Annotated in this window: 21 protein-coding genes and 1 pseudogene; 9 read left to right on the top strand and 13 right to left on the bottom strand. The window is 65.1% G+C overall.

Features of this window, described 5'->3' with window-relative positions; translation table 11 throughout:
- From tssE to QCE88_RS17110, 6 genes are all read right to left on the bottom strand, one after another.
- A complete protein-coding gene (tssE, locus tag QCE88_RS17135; protein ID WP_309904255.1) occupies positions 1-432 on the bottom strand; it encodes a type VI secretion system baseplate subunit TssE in 432 nt (143 codons plus the stop codon).
- Positions 433-506: 74 nt separating this feature from the next.
- On the bottom strand, positions 507-998 hold the full coding sequence (locus QCE88_RS17130; RefSeq protein WP_309834247.1) for a type VI secretion system tube protein Hcp: 492 nt from the start codon (positions 996-998) through the stop codon (positions 507-509).
- A gap of 63 nt (positions 999-1,061) precedes the next feature.
- Positions 1,062-2,567, bottom strand: coding sequence for a type VI secretion system contractile sheath large subunit (tssC, locus tag QCE88_RS17125; RefSeq protein WP_309904253.1), 1,506 nt, complete (start codon positions 2,565-2,567; stop codon positions 1,062-1,064).
- A gap of 97 nt (positions 2,568-2,664) precedes the next feature.
- On the bottom strand, positions 2,665-3,174 hold the full coding sequence (gene tssB, locus QCE88_RS17120; protein ID WP_309904251.1) for a type VI secretion system contractile sheath small subunit: 510 nt from the start codon (positions 3,172-3,174) through the stop codon (positions 2,665-2,667).
- A 281-nt stretch (positions 3,175-3,455) separates the two neighbouring features.
- Positions 3,456-3,902, bottom strand: coding sequence for a hypothetical protein (locus QCE88_RS17115; protein ID WP_309904249.1), 447 nt, complete (start codon positions 3,900-3,902; stop codon positions 3,456-3,458).
- A 510-nt stretch (positions 3,903-4,412) separates the two neighbouring features.
- A complete protein-coding gene (locus QCE88_RS17110) occupies positions 4,413-5,204 on the bottom strand; it encodes a hypothetical protein (protein WP_309904247.1) in 792 nt (263 codons plus the stop codon).
- Positions 5,205-5,491: 287 nt separating this feature from the next.
- Between QCE88_RS17110 and QCE88_RS17105 the strand changes: the two genes are divergently transcribed.
- The 4 genes from QCE88_RS17105 (at position 5,492) to QCE88_RS17090 (ending at position 8,423) form a co-directional block, all read left to right on the top strand.
- A complete protein-coding gene (locus tag QCE88_RS17105; RefSeq protein ID WP_309904244.1) occupies positions 5,492-6,292 on the top strand; it encodes an aminoglycoside phosphotransferase family protein in 801 nt (266 codons plus the stop codon).
- A gap of 93 nt (positions 6,293-6,385) precedes the next feature.
- Entirely contained in the window at positions 6,386-7,414 is a 1,029-nt protein-coding gene (locus tag QCE88_RS17100; RefSeq protein ID WP_309904241.1) for a sensor domain-containing diguanylate cyclase, read from the top strand.
- A 7-nt stretch (positions 7,415-7,421) separates the two neighbouring features.
- Positions 7,422-8,036 carry an HAD family hydrolase gene (locus QCE88_RS17095; protein ID WP_309904239.1) on the top strand — a complete coding sequence of 205 codons (615 nt, stop codon included), beginning with the start codon at positions 7,422-7,424 and terminating at the stop codon, positions 8,034-8,036.
- Between the two features lie 183 nt (positions 8,037-8,219).
- Positions 8,220-8,423 carry a hypothetical protein gene (locus QCE88_RS17090; protein WP_309904237.1) on the top strand — a complete coding sequence of 68 codons (204 nt, stop codon included), beginning with the start codon at positions 8,220-8,222 and terminating at the stop codon, positions 8,421-8,423.
- 30 nt (positions 8,424-8,453) lie between these two features.
- On the opposite strand, the gene QCE88_RS17085 is transcribed toward QCE88_RS17090, so the two are convergent.
- Together QCE88_RS17085 and QCE88_RS17080 are read right to left on the bottom strand one after the other, a co-directional pair.
- Positions 8,454-9,761, bottom strand: a complete 1,308-nt coding sequence (locus QCE88_RS17085) for an MFS transporter (protein ID WP_309904235.1) — start codon at positions 9,759-9,761, stop codon at positions 8,454-8,456.
- Between the two features lie 322 nt (positions 9,762-10,083).
- Positions 10,084-11,007, bottom strand: a complete 924-nt coding sequence (locus QCE88_RS17080) for a LysR family transcriptional regulator (protein ID WP_309904233.1) — start codon at positions 11,005-11,007, stop codon at positions 10,084-10,086.
- A gap of 125 nt (positions 11,008-11,132) precedes the next feature.
- Here QCE88_RS17080 and QCE88_RS17075 point away from each other — a divergent pair, with 125 nt between their 5' ends.
- Positions 11,133-11,843, top strand: a complete 711-nt coding sequence (locus QCE88_RS17075) for an SDR family oxidoreductase (protein ID WP_309904231.1) — start codon at positions 11,133-11,135, stop codon at positions 11,841-11,843.
- A 204-nt stretch (positions 11,844-12,047) separates the two neighbouring features.
- On the opposite strand, the gene QCE88_RS17070 is transcribed toward QCE88_RS17075, so the two are convergent.
- The 5 genes and pseudogenes from QCE88_RS17070 to QCE88_RS17050 form a co-directional block, all read right to left on the bottom strand.
- Positions 12,048-14,525, bottom strand: coding sequence for a penicillin acylase family protein (locus QCE88_RS17070; RefSeq protein WP_309904229.1), 2,478 nt, complete (start codon positions 14,523-14,525; stop codon positions 12,048-12,050).
- Positions 14,526-14,579: 54 nt separating this feature from the next.
- Positions 14,580-15,092, bottom strand: a pseudogene (locus QCE88_RS17065) (ATP-binding cassette domain-containing protein); the annotation flags it as partial.
- A complete protein-coding gene (locus tag QCE88_RS17060) occupies positions 15,053-15,436 on the bottom strand; it encodes an alpha/beta fold hydrolase (RefSeq protein WP_309904227.1) in 384 nt (127 codons plus the stop codon). The pseudogene QCE88_RS17065 and the gene QCE88_RS17060, both read right to left, overlap by 40 nt.
- 3 nt (positions 15,437-15,439) lie before the next feature.
- Positions 15,440-15,685, bottom strand: a complete 246-nt coding sequence (locus QCE88_RS17055; protein WP_309904225.1) for an MbtH family NRPS accessory protein — start codon at positions 15,683-15,685, stop codon at positions 15,440-15,442.
- A gap of 162 nt (positions 15,686-15,847) precedes the next feature.
- A complete protein-coding gene (locus QCE88_RS17050; RefSeq protein WP_309904223.1) occupies positions 15,848-16,036 on the bottom strand; it encodes a hypothetical protein in 189 nt (62 codons plus the stop codon).
- A gap of 33 nt (positions 16,037-16,069) precedes the next feature.
- Here QCE88_RS17050 and QCE88_RS17045 point away from each other — a divergent pair, with 33 nt between their 5' ends.
- From QCE88_RS17045 to QCE88_RS17030, 4 genes are all read left to right on the top strand, one after another.
- Positions 16,070-16,702 (top strand): nitroreductase, encoded by a 633-nt coding sequence (locus QCE88_RS17045; RefSeq protein ID WP_309904221.1) that lies wholly within the window; start codon positions 16,070-16,072, stop codon positions 16,700-16,702.
- Positions 16,703-16,797: 95 nt separating this feature from the next.
- The gene (locus QCE88_RS17040; protein WP_309904219.1) at positions 16,798-17,985 is read left to right on the top strand and encodes an efflux RND transporter periplasmic adaptor subunit; all 1,188 of its coding nucleotides are present in this window, start codon (positions 16,798-16,800) and stop codon (positions 17,983-17,985) included.
- Complete coding sequence (locus QCE88_RS17035) at positions 17,979-19,976, top strand: MacB family efflux pump subunit (RefSeq protein WP_309904217.1); 1,998 nt, start codon at positions 17,979-17,981, stop codon at positions 19,974-19,976. The genes QCE88_RS17040 and QCE88_RS17035 overlap by 7 nt, the downstream gene beginning before the upstream one ends.
- Before the next feature lie 7 nt (positions 19,977-19,983).
- Positions 19,984-21,357, top strand: a complete 1,374-nt coding sequence (locus QCE88_RS17030) for an efflux transporter outer membrane subunit (protein ID WP_309904214.1) — start codon at positions 19,984-19,986, stop codon at positions 21,355-21,357.
- Positions 21,358-21,362: the final 5 nt, after the last annotated feature.

Here is a 21,362-nt window from a genome sequence, read left to right as displayed (position 1 = left end):
TCAGACCGCTTCCGCTTCGCGGACGGCGAAGGCGTCGCCGTCGGCGGCCAGTTCGAAGGCCACGTGCGTGACGTTGCGGCCGGCGCGCAATTCGCCGCCGACCGATACCACGGCGCGCGCGTCGAACTTCACGCTGACATTGACGAGACGCGGCTCGAAACGCGTGATGGCCTGCTTCACCGCAGCGGCGATGGCCTCGCGGTCCGGTGCGGATTGCAACGAGCGGTCGGAGAAATCAGGCAGGCCGTAGTCGAGCACGGTGCCGTCGCTTGCGGCGAAGGCATCGAGCGTCAACGGCGAGCGTGTATTGAACAAGCGGCCGAGTTCGCGCGCGACCGACTCCCGCAGCGCATCGGCGCCCGAGAGCTGCGCCTCGCCGTCGCCGGCGAGGCGGTCGAACAGAGGCATCGGTGAACCGCTGACTGCCGGCATGGCGCGCGTACTCCAGAAAACCACGACTGCGCGGCGCGCTTCGCTCGTGCGAGGCGCGCCGCGTTGGGACAGGATCAGCTTGCGGCAGGCGCAGCGTCGGCGTCGGCGGCGACATCCCAGCCGAACGACGTCTTGCCCTTCTGCGTCGAGTCGGTCTTCTGCTGCGTGTAGACCGCCGTGATCTTCGAGTAGCCGATCGCGAATGCATCGCTCGGCTGGCCCGCGCCCGACGTGTTGACGTTCGAGACCATCGCGTCGCTCAGCACGTAGGTCATCAGCTCCATGAACTTGCCGTTTTCCGTGCGGCCGATGCTGATGGTCGCGTCGCCCAGCTTGTCGCCGGCCGCGCATGCACGGTACAGCGACGGCGTGGCGAGGTCGGTGATCTTGGTGCAATGCACTTCGCTGAACATCGCGCGGCCGAGCGTACGTTCGGTCGCCGAAGGGTCCGGGTTCATCGGCAGCTGGATGCCGAACGAATAGCTGCTGAGGATGATCTGGTCAGCGTGGCCGGTGAGCGCGCTGTTGCCCTTGATCTTGTCAATCTTGAGGAGAATCGTGTCCATGACCAATTGTTATCAATGAAGTGGAATCGGGTCGGCGTGCGGCATGAACCGCACGCCGTGCCATCACGCTGCGGCTGCGGGCAGTTCCGCGACCAGGCGAATCGACGCGGTCAGCTCTTCCATCTGGAAGTGCGGCTTCAGGAAGCAGGTGGCGCGATACGCGCCCGGCTTGCCGGGCACTTCCGTCACGTCCACGCGTGCTTCGCCAAGCGGGAAGCGCGCCTTCTGCGCCTGCGATGCCGACGGGTTCAGCAGCACGTAGTCGGCAATCCAGTTGTTCAGATACGACTCGATGTCGCTGCGCGTCTGGAAGCTGCCGATCTTGTCGCGCATCATCACCTTCAGGTAATGCGCGAAACGCGAGGCCGCGAGCACGTACGGCAGGCGCGCCGACAGTTGCGCGTTGGCGTTGGCCGAGTCCTTGTTGTAGACCTTCGGACGGTTGGTCGTCTGGCCGCCGAAGAAGGTCGCCGAGTTCGAACCCTTCGAGTTCACCAGCGCGATGAAACCCAGGTCGTTCAGTTCCTTCTCGCGACGATCGGTGATGGTCACTTCCGTCGGGCACTTGAGGACGATGTCGCCCTCGCCGGTCTTGAACGCGTGCGCGGGCAGGCCTTCCACCTTGCCGCCGCCTTCCACGCCGCGAATGGCCGTGGACCAGTTGTACTTGGCGAAGGCGTCCGTGATGCGCAGGCCGAGCTGATAGGCCGAGTTGGCCCACAGGTACTTGCCGTGCTCGGTGCCGTCGACGTCTTCCTCGAAGCTGAAGCTATCGACCGGGTTGGTCTGCGCGCCATACGGCAGGCGGGCAGCGTACGACGGCAGCACGAGCGACACATAACGCGAGTCTTCCGAATCGCGGAAGCTGCGCCAGCCGGCGAGTTCGGCGCTTTCGAAAACCTTCGACAGATCACGCGTCACGCCGAGTTCGGTGAACGACTTCAGGTCGAACAGGCTCGGCGCCGCCGCTGCGACGAACGGTGCGTGCGCGGCTGCGGCCACCTTCGAGATGCGTTCGAGCAGCGCGATGTCCTGCGGATGACGGCCGAACGTGTAGTCGCCGATCAACAGCGAGTACGGCAGGCCGCCGAACGTGCCGTATTCGTCTTCATAGACCTTCTTGAAGAGCGTGCTCATGTCGTGATCGACCGCGGTTTCGAGGTCTTTCAGCAGCTCCTTCTTGGTCACGTTCAACAGGCGCAGCTTCAGCTGCGGACCCGTTTCCGTGCCCTGGACCATGTCGTGCAGGCCGGTCCACGACGCTTCGAGCGCCTGGAATGCCGGGTCGTGCATGATCGCGTTGAGCTGGTCCGTGAGCAGCTGGTCGATTTCGGCGACGCGCTCGTTGATCATCGCGACGACGCTCTTGTCCGGGCTCGTGCGCATGCCTTCGTCGAGGATCTGCGATGCGAGCTGGCCAATCAGCTTCTTCGCGTAGCCGCTTTGCGACGGCTCCACGGCCATGTTGCCTTCCTGGACGATGCGCTCCAGCAGGCTCAGTTCGGCGGTGGCCGCGTCGAGCGTCTGGGCTTCGCTGCCGGCCGCGCCGGCTGCAGTCGTGCTTTCCATCTGAATCACCTTTGCAAGTTCGTTGCGCTCACGATCGGACGCTTCCCGTCTCGACCGCGTCTGCTATGCGGGTTGGGGCCTGAGGCCTGTGGCTGCCTCAGGCGCCCGGCGTGGCGCTGGCTTGCGCCTGGCTCTGCACCGCCTTCAGTTCTTCGCTGCTCAGCACGATGCGCTCGAGCATGGAGTCGAGTTCGTCGTTGCCGTCGAGCTTGCCCAGCAGATCGCGCAGTTGCTGGCGTGCTTCGAGCAGCTTTGCGAGACGCGGCACCTGGTTGACGATGCTTTCGGGATGGAAATCGGAGAACTGCTCGAACTTGAGTTCGACCTTGAGGTTGCCCTCGCCCTTCATCGTGTCGGGCACGGACAGGTCGAGACGCGGGGCGATGTTGCCCATGATCTCGTCGAAGTTGTCGCGGTCGATCTCGACCAGACGACGCTCCTTGAGCTTCGGCAGCGGCGTTTCCGGCTGACCCGAGAGGTCGGCCAGAAGGCCCACCACGAGCGGAAGCTCGCGCTTCTCGACCGCATCGCCGACTTCGACGTCATAGGTGATCTGGACACGCGGCGGACGGTTGCGGCCCACCCACTTTTGCAAACTGTTCGACATGGATCTCTCCGGAGACGCTTGACTCTGTTTAGATGACTGACTACCCGCATTGCCCGCGAGCCTTGGGTACGACGTGCAAAAGCCGGTGGAGAACGCAACGCTGTGGTGCTAAGGACGCGCGAACGCCTTCCCGCTGACGACGGCTATCGTCAGCGCGGGCATGTTTCTTTAGCTTTCGTGGAACCGGACTACCCAACACGAAGGGTCGAGCGAGCCTTGCGCGAACAGCAAGCCGCCATGAAGAACGCCGAAAAGCAGAGTCAGCGCTCGTCCCCGTTTCCTCAAGGGCCATGAGCACTACCCTGGTCGGAGGTAATGGCCTGCATGAAGGAAAATTTACTTGCTTGAACCAGGCGGAAGTGTGTCTCGTGAACGTTTGTTTGCCTGATGATTTCGGCTGCATTAGAGCACAGACTTTTTACGTCTACAAGACGGAAAACCGTGAGCCGATAACTTTTTTTACGCTTGGGCATAAGCGGTTGAAAGTGTGCTCGCTTATGCGCCGACACAGCGCGGCATTGTAATTTCTTACCTTGGACGCGGCGTGAGCGGCCGGTGTGGCGGGGCTTGCGGGGCGAAGCAGGCGTGGAAGGCCGGGCTGGATTTGAGCGTGATTCAAAACCGGATGGTTGAAATCCCATTCCGAATAAAATGATGTCCTTTAAAGCCTGGGTGTGAGATTCGGGATTAATACTTTCGCCGCCACCATTTATGATTAATCGATTCATTCAAGCGTGGCGAGTCAGGTAACTATTTCTTTTAACACGTTTGTCACACAGCAGATAGAGCATTAAAGCCCAGGCCTTGCGACAGCATTTCAAGGGTGTTTAGCAACAGGCGAGCGCTTGTTTCCCAAGCGGGGCAAGGACATGCGGTGCTTCTTTGTTCATATGATGCTACGTAAGCGTGAAGCGCCCTTCGCTACGACGCGGTAAGCGATTTAGCAGCGGATGCTTAAGCGCGCCAGGCGTCGTGCTAAAGCGCGCGCAGATGTGTCCCGTCGAGCGAACCCGCTTGGTCAGGCGTGCAGCGTGAAACCTTATAGCTTACGTTTCGAACGCCGATTTAATCCGTGCGATTTCATACATAGCGATGAAGCCGTGACAGCCGCGTTCCTTCTCGATGCGCGAAGCTATCCTCAAGGGTAGAAGCGGCACACTCGTGCGTTTTGTAAAGTGCGCCGCGCATGCATGATTGGCAAACGATTGCCTTGCTGGGCGTCCGGGTGGCGGCCTGCTTCAAGGCAGGCGGATGAACGGGCTATTCAGGAATGGCGAGTTCCTGAAGCGCTCGGGCAGGTTCTCGCGCAGCAGCTCCTGAAGCTTGCTCGACGAGCGTGACACCTTGAGTTCCGTGATCATCGACAAGGTGGAAACGGGCGGCACGGAGACGTCCTTGTTGAACAACGGATTGAAGCCGGTGAACGACACGACCGGCAGCACGGTCACCTGACCGAACGGCGGCGGCGTCTCCGTGATCGGGCCGTTCGTGATGACCGCGACGGTCGTGCCGGTAACATCCAGTCCGCTGTAGTTCGGCACTTCGAGGCTCGCCTGGGTCGGCTTGAAGCCGAGGCCGGTCATCGACAGCGTGATGGCCGAGGCGGTCTTGTTCAGGATGTCGACCTTTTCGGTGATGCGCGAGTTGAGCGACCCGGACGTGTCGCCCTCGACGGTATAGACCACGCCGCCCACCACCGTGGCTGCGTTTGCACCCGTCACATAGCCGAGCATCAAACCTTGTACGTGGATCTGATTCGCACTGACGTGCGCATTGGAGTGCATATGTCCGATGTCGAGAAAACTCGACGGCCCCGATGGGTAGACCAGGATGCGCCGGCCATCGACGGTCCATTCGAGGGTTCTCAACAACTGCACGGGATCGCTGGGTAGCGCGAGGTTATAGATGGGGTCATCGCGCGTGACCTTCAGCGTGGAGTTGTTATTGGAGATGCTGACGCTTTCCGCCAGCACTTCGCTTGAAAACGCCATCAACACACACGCACTCAGCAGAGTGGGTTTTGCTCGCATTTCAACCTCCGTCGTCAGGCTCGGTCCCACGGGACATGACGGGGCGATGGGCACACATCGACCCGTCCGCTTGAGCCGTTCGAATCGGTCGTGGAAGAATGCGGCCTACCGGGTTGAATCGGCATCCTATCGGAAACGTTAGTTCACGATTCGTAAATTACAAGGTGCCGACATAACTTTTCAATCAGCTTTTGAGTGAAGCGCAGAATGGGAAGGGTATTAATTGAGATCTCGCACTCGCATCCTGAAACGATCCACTCCTGGCACACCCTGAAGGACACTCCAGCATGTTCGAGCCATACCTCAAACGATGGGAGCTCACGATAGACGGCGAACCCTTCGCCTCCCGGAATGCCTGTCTTGTTCCGGTACGCCACCGTGATGCACCTGCCATTCTCAAGATCTCTTCCGAGCCCGAAGAACAGGCAGGGAGCGCAGTCATGGCGTGGTGGCGCGGCGACGGCGCAGCGCCCGTGCTGGCTCACGACGGCGAAGCGTTGCTGATGGTGCGTGCGCAAGGCTCAACCTCGCTGACCGAGATGGCCAAAGAAGGCCGCGATGATGAGGCGACCCGCATCCTGTGTGCGGTCGCTTCACGCCTGCATGCCCCTCGTTCAGAGCCGCTTCCTTCGTTGGTGCCATTGAAGCAATGGTTCAATGCCTTGCTATCCGGAGCCAGCACTCACGGCCGCCTGTTCGAGCACTGTGCGCGTACCGCCGATGAACTACTGCGCGCGCCACGCAATATCACAGTCCTGCACGGCGATATTCATCACGGCAACGTGCTCGACTTCGGGCCGCTCGGCTGGCTCGCGATCGACCCGAAAGGACTGTACGGCGAACGCGCATTCGATTACGCCAATCTCTTCTGCAATCCGGACGCTGAGAGCGCGCTGACGCCGGGCATCTTTGCGCAGCGCATCGATCAAGTCGCCGATGCGGCCAATCTCGAACGACGACGTCTGCTGCAATGGGTGCTCGCATGGACCGGTCTGTCGACGGCCTGGATACTTGAAGACGGCGGCCACCCGGGCAGCACGCTCGACGTGGGAAGACTCGCCGCAGCCGCGCTCGGCCTGGTCGATTAATGGTCTTCAAGGGCCTGCAAAGCAGCCCCGCCCTGCAAGCCCCATTCTTTACCGCTTACAATCGTGCTTCCCCAAGACATGCGGAAAGGATCCATGGAATTGATGCTTGAGCGGCTGTCGGAGACGGTGGCCTCGGCAGAAAGTCTCGAACAACTCACCCGGCCACTCCTCGAAATGCTCGAGATCGTCACCGGCCTGGAGTCTGTCTACCTGACGTCCATCGATGAGGCCGCCGGCATCCAGACCGTCGACTTCGCACGCAACTCCGGCGATCTCGACATCAGCGAAGGCCTCGAAGTGCCGTGGTCGGACACGCTGTGCCGGCGGTGCATCGACGAAGGCCGCCGCTTCACGTCCAATGTGAGCGAGATCTGGGGCGACTCCCAGGCAGCGAAGGCGCTCGGCATCGAGACCTACGCCAGCGCGCCGGTCTGCGGCAGTAATGGCGCGGTCATCGGCACGCTGTGCGCCGCGAGCCGGCGCAGCAAGGCCATCGGTCCGCGCGCGCGCAGTGCGCTCAACCTGTTTTCGAAGATCATCGCGCAGCACGTGGAACGCGAACGCCTGATGGGCGAATTGCGTCGCTCCAACGAGTATCTGACCCGCTTCGCGCTGACGGACTCGCTCACCGGACTGCCCAATCGCCGCGCCATGCAGGACGAACTCGGGCGGCTGCTCGCGCGCGCGGCGCGCGATGGGTCGTATGTGCTCGTCGGCATGATCGACCTCGACGACTTCAAGAAGATCAACGACGAATTCGGCCACGCCGCCGGCGACAGCCATCTGAAGCACTGCGCCAGTCGGGTGTCCGGCGTCACGCGCGACACCGACATGCTCGCGCGCATTGGCGGCGACGAGTTCGCCTTCGTCGGTCCGGGCGCTCACGATGCGGACGAAGCGCATCGCATTGCCGGGGAGATTCGCGCGCGCATCACCGAAGCGGGCAGCGGCACGCGCTTGCCGGGGCAGTATGCGGATCACGCTTTCGGGGTCAGCGTCGGCGTGGTCGCGGTGCGCTTCGTCAGCGCGGATCAGGCCATCGCACTCGCCGATACCGCCATGTACGAGGACAAGCGTGAACGCAAGCGCCGCCGTCGCGAGGCTCAGGCGACGCAGGAATAACGCGGCCATGACCATCAAGGCCGTCGTCTTCGATGCGTTCGGCACGCTGTGCGAAATCGGCGACAAGCGGCGGCCTTATGCCCGTCTTGCGCGCGCTCGACGAGACAGGCCTGGCAGACTCGGCACAAGCGCGCAGCTGATGAGCGCCCCGTTGTCGCTGCGTGATGCAGCGACAGCACTGAATGTCGGGCTCGACGATATCGATGCGCTGGAGCGCGACCTGCAAGCGGAACTCGCGAGCATTCGTCTCTATCCCGAAGTGCCGCGCGTGCTGCGGGCCTTGCGCGCGCATGGCTATGCGCTGGCCGTCGCGTCGAATCTTGCGCTCCCTTATGCGGCACCGCTCCAGGCGCTGCTGCCCTTCCCCCTCGACGCCTATGCATGGTCGTTCGAAGTTGGCCATGTCAAGCCCGACCCGCGCCTGTTCGAGTTCGTGTGCCGAACCCTTGGCGTGCGTCCGGACGAGGCGCTGATGATCGGCGACACCTATGCGGACGACACTCTTGGCGCGACCCGCAGCGGTCTTGCGGCGCTGCATCTCGACCGTGGCGCCAGCCCACGCGCCGGTTCCATCCGGAGCCTCGACGCGGTACTCGATCACCTCGCCATTCCGCTCGACTGAAAACACCGCACTGTTGGGACGCGGCTGACCGTAAGGCGGCGAATGGTGGGTGCCGGCCCACCTGATCGCGTGCTTCATGCACCGAGAGAACGGCCCGACGCCAATGGCATAACAAATGCATCGGCTCCTGCAAGCGTCCGGCCGCCCATTCGTTCACTTTCTCAACCTTGCCAGGAGCGCAACATGAACCTATTGACCATCAGCGACATTCCCGTCGCCGTCGATCTGGACAGCCAGCGAATGAAGCACATCCACGGCGGCCGCATGAAGCTGCCCGGACAGCCGACCAAGGATCCGATCCTGATCAGCCCGGACGGCGAACCGGTGGCCGTGTACGTCGACGGCTCGCTACAGAACTCGGGACGCGACGGCTTCTACCACCTGTGAGAGCGAAGCCGGATGGTGCGCCGTCCGGCTTCATGCCTGCTCGCGATCCAGACGCGCTTCGGGCGCACGAGTCTCGACCGATGCAACGCGCCCGCTCGACGCCTCATGCAGGTTGCTGCCACTCGTTTCCGGAAGGAACACGGCCGCGATGAACGCGACACCGTAGGCACACAGTGCGCAAGTCCCCATTGCAGTACCCAGCGGCAGGTTCGCGGCCAGCAGCCCGACCGTGGCCGGCACGACCGATCCGAACCCCCGCCCGCCGCCCAGACAGAATCCCTGACCGCTCGCGCGGATCGTGGTCGGGAACAGTTCGGCGAAGGTAGGCAGCATGCCCGACGCCAGCGCGCCCTGGAACGCACCGAGGAAGAAACTGAGAATGACGGTCACGCTGGCGTCGATCGGCGCGAGCAGATAGATGGCCACGTTGACGGCCTGCAAGACGAGGAAGGTCATGAACGCGGGCCGGCGGCCCAGCCGGTCCGAGAGCAGCCCATACAGCAGCGGACCGACCAGCGACCCCAGGATATTGCACGCCAGATACCCCGCGCTCGATCCGACCGACAGATGCAGCTGGGTGCGCAGATACGTGGGTAGCCAGGTAATCATCACATACGCGCCGCCGAAGATCCCGGTCGCCATGATGACGGCCGCCAGCGTGCGGCGCAGATGGCGGGTCGCGAAAATTTCCCAGAACGGGCTGGCTGCCACGCCGTTGGCGCGGGCCACTTTCGCTTCCGCATAGACGCCCGATTCGGGCACCAGCCGGCGAATGAAGAACACGAGGGCGGCGGGCACCACGCCGAGCGCGAAGAACACGCGCCAGCCGAACTGCTCGGGAAAAAGCGACGCGATGATCGGCAGCAACGCCACCGACAACGCATAACCCAGCGCATAGCCGCTCTGCACGGCGGCGGCGACCCGGCCGCGCAGCACGGGGCGGATCACCTCGCTGATGAGCACGCCGCCGACCGCCGCTTCGCCGCCATAGCCCAGGCCTTGCAGGAAGCGGATGCCGAACAGCACCGGAAACGTGCTGGCGAACGCGGCAGCGATGGTGGTGATGGCCACCCACACGATGGTGAACTGGAGGATGCGCACGCGTCCGATCTTGTCGGCAAGAATGCCGGCGCCCCAGCCGCCGATCGCGGTGCCGATCAGCGCCGCCGTGGCCAGATAGCCCACTTGAGGATGCGTAAGCCCAAGGGTGGCGATGAGCGCGGGAATGACCAGCGAGAAAATGCTCGAATCCATCGAATCGAGACCGAACCCGGCGAAACACGCCCAGAACGTTCGCCGCTCCACCGGCTTGAGGCTTGAGTACCAACCCAGACGCATGCTTCCCTCTTGATCTGTTGACCTGTTGCATGTGAGCGGCGGACGGCCACGCACATGCTTGCTTGCAAACGGCGCACGTTAGCGAGCTTATGGACTGGAGGGAGGCTAGGGTATACCCATGGTGACGGCGTGCATCGGCAGCCCGGTGCGGAGGAGCGTGGCGCTGTTCAAAGGCTTGAACGGGGATTTCCGGCATCGCGCCGAGACCTGGCGCGATGCCCAAACCGGCATCTTCCGATAAACAAAACTGATGGCATTGACTGCATATCGGAAGCGGCAACCGCGTGACGGGCTGAACCTGTTCTCACAACCGGCTTCGCGATCACCCTTCGAGCGCGTCCCGGCACACGGAAACGAAGATGTCGCGCAGCCACTTGTGCGCGGGTTCCCGGTCCATCCTGGGGTGCCACATGGCGGAGACCACGATTTCAGGCACGAGCACGGGCAGTTCGAAAGCGACGAGGCCCTCTGCAAGTGCGGCCGCGCCGGGCACGCGTCCGCGCATCAGGCTCCGTGGCACTTGCGCGAGCACATCGGAATCACGGGCGATACGCAATGCATCGGGAAAGCCGGGCACGACCGCCACGATGGTCCGCCCGAGCCCGAGTTCCGCCAGTGCCCGGTCGATGGGGCCTTCGAAGTCGGTCTTGCGCGAAGCAACGACATGCTGACACGCAGCGTAAGTCGCAGGCGTCACAGGATTGTCGAGCAACGGATGCCCCTTGCGCGCCACGCCGACAAAGCGATCCCGAAAGATCGACCGCGTCCGGACTTCGGGTGCGGATTGTCCCAGGACGCCGATCTCGAGATCGACCTGCCCTTCGCGCAGCGACACCGCGTCCTTCACCACACGAGGAACGAAGCGGAGCCGGACGCACGGCGCTTCCCGCGCGACCGCCGTGACCAGCGCCGCTGCGAGCAATGCGATGAAGCCTTCGTTCGCCCGCACGACAAAGGTCCGCGCAAGCGTGGCGGGATCGACTTCGCTTGCCTGCGGGCCGAGCAGTGTCCGGGCGTCGCGGGCGACGTCGCGCACCCGGTCGCGCATCGCCATGGCGCGTGGCGTCGGCACCAGGCCGCTGCCTGCGCGCACCAGCAAGGGATCCCCTGTCATCGACCGGAGGCGGGCCAGCGTGCGGCTCATGGCGGAAGCACTCAGGCCGAGTCGCCGGGCCGCGCCCGTCACGCTGCATTCGTCGAGCAAGGCATCGAGCGCCGGAAGAAGGTTCAGATCGATATAGGTCATGACTGCGTTCAGTGGGTTGCACGACCGACGTAGCGCGGCATGCAACACCATTGTGCACGCCACGCGTCTGGATCACGACGCATGCGGCGCACATACTGGACGCACTCTCATCACCGGAAACACTCATGAACGATGCAAGATCTTCACGGCCTTCGATCCTGCTGATCGGCGCCTCGCGCGGCCTGGGCCATGCCATGGCCGAGGACTTCGCGAACCGCGGCTGGAACGTGGTCGGCACGGTGCGCGGCAATGCCAGAACCGCTCTGCACGCACTCGCGGATGATCACCCGGACACGGTGACCATCGAATCCGTGGACATCACGGACCCGGACCAATTGAACGCGCTGCGCGACCGGCTGGCCCCGCGACGTTTCGACGTGCTCTTCGTGAATGCGGGCACCGCGAACGACCGGCACGAAGACACGATTGCCGAGATCTCGACGGAAGAGTTCATCAGGGTCATGGTCACGAACGCGCTCAGTCCCATGCGCGCCGTTGAAACCCTCGCGCCGCTCGTCGAGGAACGCGGTGTGATCGGCGTCATGTCGTCGGGACAGGGCAGCGTGGCGGGCAATGAAAAAGGCGGACGCGAGCTTTACCGGGGTTCGAAGGCCGCACTGAACATGTTCATGCGCAGCTATGCCGCCCGGCACGCGAACAGCGAACGGTCACTGCTTCTCATGGCGCCAGGCTGGATTCGCACGGACCTGGGCGGCCCGGATGCACCGTTCACGATGGCTGAAACCATTCCGAAGGTCGTCGGCGTGGTCATCGACGCGCAGGGCAAGCCGGGGCTGCGCTATCTGGATCGCAACGGCAAGACGGTCGCGTGGTGACGCCTCGCGCATCCGCGCTCCATCCCTGCCGCGAATGACCCCGAACCGACGGTCGCATCGGCACGTTCTGCTCGCCGACGTTCGCGATGCCTCGCATGCCCTGAAAGTGGACGCCGTTGATCCCGGCGTCGCGTTCCACTCGGGCAGCATCGGCCAACGACTTCAACGGCTCGCGTCGATGGGGCACGTGCAGGCCCCAATGCGTCAACGAACCACCGACCGCGTCCCCGTCAGCACCGTCTTCGTCACATCGGGAATCGCGTCCAGCGCTTGCTGGCTGAATGCAAAGCGCGTCCAGGTCTTGTGCGCATAAGTGCGCGTGCTGGCGCGATACCACGGCGACGCCGGATCCTCGGACACACCCGTTGTCAGCATGGTGTCCGCCTGCGGACCCTCCGCGCCGAAGCTCACGACCTGCATATAGCTGTTGCCATGGGCATCGCGGTCCAGCGACTCGCCGCTCTTGTCGAGCGGCTGCATCGCGCACACCACCGTGAAATAGCCCTCCAGATCGCAGCCGCCGTAGAGCGGAATGCGTCGGGTCCCGTCGGTGATGTAATGCATCTCGCCGCGCGTCGCATCGACGGCAAAGCCGTTGGCGCGCAAGGCCAGCACCGCTCCACCGAGCGCGTCGCCGAGCGCCTGCACCGTCGCCGGATTCGACGTGTCCAGGCCATCGGGCGTGGTGAGCGGATGCGCGGCATCGAAGGGCGTCGTGTAGTGCTGGAGCGCAGGCATCGCCGACGCGCGCTGCCAGAACCCATCCCACAGGTTCGCGCCGCGCGCATTCACGTTCGCGGTGCCATCCCATTGCCGCAGCGCCGCGCAGGCCGACCGGATGTCCACCTCTTGCGTCTGATCCGGCTTCGCCGGGTCCGCCGTCACGCGCACGATCGCCGTCTTGCAGACCGCATCGGTCACGGGCTTCAGGAACAACTGCGCGGACATCGACGTACTCGCCAGCACCGTCCGCTCCAGCGCCGCGCGGTCGACTCCGCCGGGCGCGGCCATCGCCTGCGCGCCGATACGGTGACCCAGGCGCGTGCGCAAGGATTGCACCGTGCCCGTTTGTCCCAGCACCTGCGCGTAGCCCGTCAGCGGCGCCTGCGGATTCGTCAGCCAGTAGCTGCCGTTGAAGTTGCCGACATAGTCCGTGCGCCGCAGTTCAGGCATCGACGCCACCGGCATGCGACCCGTGCGCACCGCGCCGGGCAGCTTCTGCGCGGTCCAGTCGCACGCCGCGCGCGAACCGTCGAGGAACGGCACGCCAGGCAGGCGCGCATCCACGGCACGGCCCGCAGGCGTCGTGCAAGCGCTCGCGAGTGCATCCGGCACGCCCGGCACGGCGCCGATGTCCGCGAACCAGACATCGGCGTCACCGCGCCCGATGGCGAACGTATTCACCCACGGCATCGATGCATCGCGCTTCTGGATCGCGATGAAATCGTCGAGCGAGGTCGCCTGGTTCCATTGCAGGAAGTTGGTGAAGGTGCCGGGGTTGTCGGCGTTGACGTCGGCGAGCGCGAACGCATGCTCGCCGTTCCACGTCAGCGCCGGCGACAGCGACGACAGATCCGCCACCGGCCCGAAGCGCGTCCGGTACAGCGTGCGCGTGACGGGCGCGAGCGCACCGGTCTTCATGTCGCGCACCTGCACGGTGACGGGCACGGCGCGCATCGCTTCATCGCGGCCTTCGTAGCGATAGTGCGTCGGCGCGCCCGGCACGAGCGACAGCTGAAAGATGCCGAAGCGCCGCGCGCTCGACACCGTATGCGTCCATGCAATATTCTCGTTGAAGCCGATCATCACCATCGGCACGCCGAGAAACGACGCGCCCGCCACGTCCACCTGCTGCGGAATACGCAGTTGCATCTGATAGAGCCGGTCCGGACCTTGCCAGAACCAGTGCGGGTTGCCGAACAGCAGACTCCGGCCGTCTTGCGTGCTGGCCGCGCCGAACGCCAGCGCATTGCTGCCGATGCCAGCCTGCCCGCCTGTTGCCAGTCCGTTGGCGCTGGCGAGCGTCGCGGCCTCGCCGCCCGCCGACGCCGCTGCGGCCGGCACACCCGGCGGCTGCGCCCGCGCGACGCCGTGCAGGAACGGCATCGTGCCGCCCGCCAGATTCGCGGCGATGAAGCGTCGATACAGATCGTCGGCATCGATGTGACGCACCCAGCCTGCGCTGGCGCAGCTTGCATGCGCGCCGGGAAAGCGTCCCGCGCGAAGCTCGTCGATGTAGCGGTTATAGCCGTCCGCATAGCCCGCGACGAGCGCGCGTTCTTGCGTTGGCTGGGCATCGCGGAAGCGCGTCACGGCGTCATGATCGATCACCGAGCGAAAGAAAAAATCGGCATCGAGATTGGCGGGCTGGCCGAACGTCGATGGCCCCGGCGGATGCGCTTCCGCACCGAAGTTCGCCGAACGCTCGCCGCGCCAGGTGACAAACGCATCCGACAGCGTGCACAGCGCATCCTGCGCCTGCGCGTAACCGACGCCATAGCCGAGGCTGCCCCAGTCGGCGGCATCGATATGCGGGACGCCGTCCGGGGTCCGCTTGATCGTCACGTCATAGGCCGTGCCGTTCGCTTGTCCAGCAGGCATTTGACACCCCGACAGCATCGCCAGCAGCACGGCGCCGCCACACAGCGCCGCCAGCTTGCGGGCGGTCTTCGAAATACTCAAGACAGACATGTTCGTGTCAGGTTGTTCTTGAAGCACTGTGGAGAAGAAGGCCGCTCAGGCGGCCGCGTCGAGAGAATGCTGCGCGAGCTCGTGTCCGTCGCCCGTCGCCGCGATCTGCCCGTAATCCAGCTTGATATAGCGATCCGCCAGCGAGAAATAGCGGTCGTCGTGCGTGATGACCAGCACGGTCTTGCCGCGCGCCTTCAGGTCGGGCAACAGCCGCCGGTAAAACACGTCCTTGAAGGCCGGGTCCTGATCCGCGGCCCATTCGTCGAACACGTAGAACGGACGGTCTTCCAGATAGGCCACCAGCAACGCAAGACGCTTGCGCTGCCCCTGCGAAAGATCCGTGGTCGAGAACCGGCCGTCGCGGATCGTCACCTTGCGCTCCAGATGCAGCAGTTCGAGCAGCTCTTGCGCCTGTGCGTCGAGCCCGTCGATGGCGAAGCCATGCAGTTCGTCGAACAGGAAGAAGCCATTGAACACCACCGAAAAATGCTGTCGATAACGCTCGCGGTCCGCCTCGTTCACCGGCAGGCCGGACCCACCGACGCCGACGCGCCCAGCCACACCGCCTCGCCCCAGCCGCGCCCGCGCAGCGCATGCAACAGCTCCAGTCCGACGAGCGCGCCCATGCTGTGTCCGAACACGGCGAACGGCAACGCGGGATTGCGCGCCGCGCGCCAGTCCGCGCACAGGCCGTCGATCAACGCGGGCCAGTGAACGTGCACGGTTTGATCGCGGCGCGCGCCGTGTCCCGGCAACTCCAGCGGCACGACCTGCACGTCCGCCGATAGCCGCTGCGACCAGCGCCGATACACCGCAGCCGTCCCGCCTGCATGCGCGAGACAGAACAACTGCACGCGCGGCACGACGCCGGATGTCACACCGGGTGCGACGGCGAATGTCATGCGTCAGGCGGCCGGATCGGCTTGTGCCGTTGACGCGCGAGCGGCATCCGCCTCCATCGCGCGGCGCAGGCTCAAGGGGCGCATGTCGGTCCAGACTTCATCGATGTAGGCCAGGCACTCGGCCTTCTTGCCCGACTTGCCGGCCTGCCGCCAGCCCGCGGGAATCGCCTTGTAATCCGGCCAGATGGAATACTGCTCTTCGTCGTTGATGACCACGTGGAAATGCGTGTCTTCGTCGCCCCAGCTCATTGATCGCTCCAATGGATCCGCAGCCGAGCGGCTGCCATGCGTGAAAGACACAACGAAACCCATTTTCGCGATCAACGAATCGCAAGACGATGCAGCGATGACGGGGACGGCGACACTGGACAGCCAGCATTCGCGACGCTCGGCGCACCTCGGCCCGCATCGTCATAAATGAGAATCATTGCTGTTTAGAAGCGCTACTCTGAGCGTTGCGCCGGTCTTTGTCAAGTTGACGCGCCGTTCGCCAAAACACGCGAAAGCCTTGTAAGCGGTCCGTAAAACATCGGTATTCCGGCGCAATTCCGGACCTTCACCAAATGCGAATCGTTTGCGTTTGATGACGAGTTCGGCCATGATGACGGCGGTCGAAACCAGCCCGTACTCGCGATGAACTCGCCTATTCCGAACGCTGCACTTACCGCAGGACAACCCGATCGCGCGCAGGCCGTGCTTGCTTCGCTGCTGTCGCGCCAGTCGCATTGGCCGCTCGCCGAACCGGGTCCGGACGATGCCGAACTGGCGCAGATCTTCGATGCCGCGTTGCGCGCGCCGGACCATGCGCAACTGCGTCCGTGGCGCTTCGTGCTGGTGCGTGGCGAGGCGCGCGGCGCGCTCGGCGACGTGCTGGTGGACCTCGCCTGCGCCCGCATGCCGGAAGCGCCGCGCTCGGCGCATGCGCACCGGCGGCAGAAGGCATTCGCGGCGCCGGTGGTGATCGCGCTGGGCGCGGCCATCGACGAAACTTCGCACGTGCCGGAAATCGAGCAGCTGATGTCGGTCGGCGCGGCGACGATGAACCTGTTGAACGCCATCCATGCGCTCGGCTACGGCGGCTTCTGGGCCACCGGCGACGATACCTACGAACCCGCGATGCACGCGGCGCTCGGCTTCGGCGCGTCGGAGCGCTTGCTGGGCTTCCTGTTCGTCGGCACGCCGAAGCGCTTGTCCGAACGGCCAGCGGCGCGCCCCGAGCGCGCGGAGTTCGTGCGCGAACTGACCGTGCCCGCTGCCGCGTCCTGATACGCGGCAACCCTGCAGCGGCAGCTTCCTAAGAGAATCAGTGTCGGGCGGCGTTCTGCCAGCAGAACGCACGCCGCCGGCTCGAAACTGTATCGATGAGACACGCCATCAAAGCCTCCCCACGGGTCCTCGCTCTGCTCGCCGTCGCGCTGCTCGTGCTGCTCACGTTGTGGGCGCTGCTGTTCAGGACGGTCGAGCACGTCGATACCGTCGCCATCGCGCGCGGCGACATTCAATTGAGCGTCACTGCGCTCGGGACCTTGCAGCCGCACAGTTACGTCGATATCGGCGCGCAGGCTTCCGGCGAAATCCGCCGCATCACGGTGCAGCCGGGCGATACCGTGAAGAAAGGCCAATTGCTGGTCGAGATCGATCCGAGCGTGCAGCAGGCCCGCTATGACGTCGATGCCTCCGCGCTCAAGAGCCTGCGCGCGCGCCTCGAAGGCGAACAGGCGAAACTCGTGTACGCGCAACATCAGTACGAACGCCAGCGCCGCATGATGTCGGAAGGCTCGACGCGCGATGAAGACCTGCAAAGCGCGTTGTCGGCGTGGCAGAGCGCGCGTTCGACGGTGGGCGACCTGACGGCGGAAATCGACGGCGCGCGCGCCACCTTGCAGGGCGACGAAGCCCAGCTCGGCTACACGAAGATCTACGCGCCGATGTCCGGCACCATCGTCACGCTGGATGCGCGCGAAGGCCAGACGCTCAACGCCACGTACCAGACGCCGATCATCCTGCGCATCGCCGATCTTTCGACGATGACGGTCTGGACGCAAGTCTCCGAAGCCGATGTGCTGAAGGTGAAGCCCGGCATGCCGGTCTGGTTCACGACGCTCGGCGCCGATACGCGCTGGAACGGCACGGTGCGGCAGGTGCTGCCCGCACCGCCGAACACGGCCCCGCCGAGCGGCGGCGACCAGCAGGCCGCGCCGAACGCCAACGCGATCAACACCGGCAAGGTCGTGTCCTACACGGTCTTGTTCGACGTGAAGAACCAGAACAACCAGTTGCTGCCGCAGATGAGCGCGCAAGTGTTCTTCGTCGCGAGGGAAGCGCATGACGTGCCGCTCGCGCCCTTGTCGGCGCTCGTGCCGGTGGCCGGTTCGAGCGAGCGCTACCGGGCGCGGGTGCTGGCGGACGGCCGGGTCGTCACGCGCGACGTGCGCGTCGGCGTACATGACCGGCTCAATGCGGAGATCCGTTCGGGCCTTGCGCCGGGCGAACGCCTCGTCACCGGCATACGCCGGGTGCGCGGCGCCGACGGGAAGTTCGAATGGTGACGCCGGCATCCTCGCTGCCGCAGGACGGCACGCCGCTGATCGAACTGCGCGACGTCTGCAAGTCCTATGGCGGCGACGGCACCGAGCCGCCGGTGCAGGTGCTGCGCGGCGTGTCGCTGTCGATTGCGGCGGGCGAGTTCGTCGCGATCGTCGGCGCGTCCGGTTCGGGCAAGTCCACGCTGATGCATATCCTCGGCTGCCTGGACCGGCCTTCGTCGGGCAGCTACCGCTTCGCCGGGCGCGATGTCACGACGCTGTCCGCCGACGAACTCGCGTGGCTGCGTCGCGAGGCGTTCGGCTTCGTGTTCCAGGGCTATCACCTGATCGCGACCGAATCCGCGCGCGAGAACGTGGAAGTGCCCGCCGTGTATTCGGGCGTGCGGCCGGAACAACGTCGTGTGCGCGCCACCGAACTGCTCGAGCGCCTCGGGCTCGAACAGCGGCTCGATCATCGGCCGAACCAGTTGTCCGGCGGACAGCAGCAACGCGTGTCGATTGGCCGCGCGCTGATGAACGGCGGCCACATCCTGCTCGCCGACGAACCCACCGGCGCGCTCGATTCAAAAAGCGGCACGGAAGTGATGGCGTTGCTCGCGGAGCTTTCGGCGGCGGGTCACACGATCATCCTCATCACGCACGACCGGCAAGTGGCTGCGCGGGCGCATCGGTCGATCGAGATTCGCGACGGGCGCATCGTCGCCGATTCGCTCGAAGCCAATGACGACAAGCCCGCGCCGAACCCGGCTGCGCTGGATGGCGCGTCGCTGCTGCGCTCGATGTCGAGCGGTTCCGCGCACACCGCGTCGTTCCTCACCGACGCGCACGAGGCCATGCGCGCCGCCTGGCGCGTCGTGTGGATCAACCGCTTCCGCACGCTGCTGACCTTGCTCGGCATCATCATCGGCGTGGCGTCGGTGATCGTGATGCTGGCGATCGGCACCGGCACGGAGCGCGAAGTGATCGCGAAGATGGCGAGCTTCGGCACCAACCGCATGTACGTGACGCCCGACGGCCCGTCCGCGCACGCGCCGGGCGGCACGCTGTCCGTGGCGGACGTCGATCTCGTTTCGCACGTGCCGAACGTCGAATACGCGATGCCCTTCCTCACCGGCGGCGTCACGCTGCGCTACGGCAACGCGGACACGCGCACGTCGCTGTGGGCGGTCGGCCCCGAAGGCTCGCGCGTGCTGAACTGGAAGCCCGCGCGCGGCGTCTTCTTCAATGCGGAAGACGAGCGCCGGCTCGCGACGGTCGCGCTGCTCGGCAAGCGCCTGCGCGAAAAGCTGTTCGGCCCGGCCGATCCGGTCGGCAAGTACGTGCTGGTGAACAACACGCCGTTTCTCGTGATCGGCGAACTGGAAGAGAAAGGCGCGACCTCGGGCGACGCCGATGACGACGACGTCCTGCTCATCCCCTTCTCGACTGGCAGCCGCCGCGTGCTCGGCACCACGCATCTGTCGTGGATCTCCGTGCTGGTGGATCACATCGCGCAGTCGGAGCAGACCGCCACCGACATCGGGCGGGTGCTCGAAGGGGCGCATCATCTGCGCGACTTCCACGTTTATAACCGCGCCGCTTCGGTGAAGGCGCAGTCGGAGACACAGGACACGCTGACGCTGATGCTCGGGCTGATCGCGGGCATTTCGCTGCTGGTGGGCGGCATCGGCGTGATGAACATCATGCTGATGACCGTGAAGGAACGCACGCGCGAGATCGGCATTCGCATTGCGACGGGCGCACGGCAACGCGACATCCTGCGGCAGTTTCTCACCGAAGCGACGCTCGTCTCGGGCATCGGCGGCGCGCTCGGCGTGCTGGCGGGCGTGCTGATCGGCGCGGGACTGATTGCGGCGAGCGTGCCGGCCATCTTTTCGGTGCGCGCGATCATCGGTGCGTTCGCGTGTGCGCTGCTCACTGGCCTCGTGTTCGGCTTCATGCCCGCGCGCAAGGCCGCGCGGCTCGATCCGGTCGTGGCGCTGGCCAGCGAATGAGGACGCTATGAGACGCATCCTCTTCTTCACATCCGTCATTGTCTGCATGCTGCTGGCCGGTTGCCTGAGCCGGCCGCCCATCCCGTCCGCCGATGTCGCGACGCCCGCGACCTACCGCTATGCCATCGCAGGCGGACCGGAAGACGCGGTCACCGCCGACTGGTGGCGCCGCTTCGACAGCAACGAACTCGACCGCCTCGTCACGCAGGCGACGGCGCAGAACGACGATCTGGCCGCCGCCGTCGCGCGGGTGAAACAGGCGCGCGCCAACGCGACCATCGCGGGCGCTGCGCTGCTGCCCGCGATAAGCGGTTTCGCCGATGCCAGCCGCCAGGGCGGCCTCATGGTGAACAACCAGTTACCGAGCGGCAGTGCGTTCGACCTGGGTGTGTCGGCGACTTACGAGCTCGATTTCTGGGGAAAGAACCAGGCCACGCGCGACGCCGCCGTGGAGCGCGTACGCGCCTCCGCTTTCGACCAGGCGACCGTGCAGATGACGCTGACCGCCGACGTCGCCGACAGCTGGCTGCAAACCGTCGCGCTGCGCGAACGGGAGCAGATCGCGCAGCGCAATCTTGAGACGGCGCGCGCGATCCTGCGCAACGTCGAATCGCAATATCGCGCGGGTTATGTGACCGCCCTCGATGCCGCGCAACAGCGCACGCTGGTGGCGTCGCAGCAGCGTGCGGCGGCAGCGCTGCATCAGCAGGGCAACGACAGCGAAGCGCTGCTCGCCACGCTGCTCGGCGTGCCGGCCAGCGGTTTCACCGTGACGACGCGCACGCTGAACGCGGTGAGTGCACCGGGTGTCGATGCGGGCGTGCCCGCGTCCTTGCTGACGCGCCGTCCTGATATCGCGTATGCGGAAGCGCAACTCGCCGCCGCTCACGCCGACGTGGCCGCCGCGCGCGCCGCGATGTTCCCGAGCATCACGCTGAGCGCTTACCTTGGCACCGGCAGCGACCGCGCGCAGCGCATCTTCGACAATCCGCTCTATAGCGTCGCGGCGGGCCTGACCGCGCCGATCTTCGATGCCGGCGCGCTCGCCGCCGGACGCGATCTCGCGCAGGCGCAGCAGGAGGAATTGCTTGCGGCTTACCGTAAGGCCATCGTGAGCGGGTTCGCGGATGTCGAGCGCGCGCTGAACGCCAGCGCCGGCGCCGATGCCCAGACGCGCGCCCAGGACGACGAGTTGAACGAGGCGCGGCATACGCTGGAACTGGCGCAGAGCCGCTATCGCGCGGGCGCTGAAACGGCGCTCACCGTGCTCGATGCGCAACGCACGCTGTACAGCGCCGAGGATGAGCGTGTGCAATTGCATCTCGCGCGACTGCGCGCGGCGGTGGCGACGTATCGGGCGCTGGGCGGCGGGTGGCATTAGCGCGC

The sequence above is a fragment of the Caballeronia sp. LZ035 genome (assembly GCF_031451175.1).
Taxonomy (GTDB): Bacteria; Pseudomonadota; Gammaproteobacteria; order Burkholderiales; family Burkholderiaceae; genus Caballeronia.
This window is presented reverse-complemented; position numbering and strand designations above follow the sequence as displayed.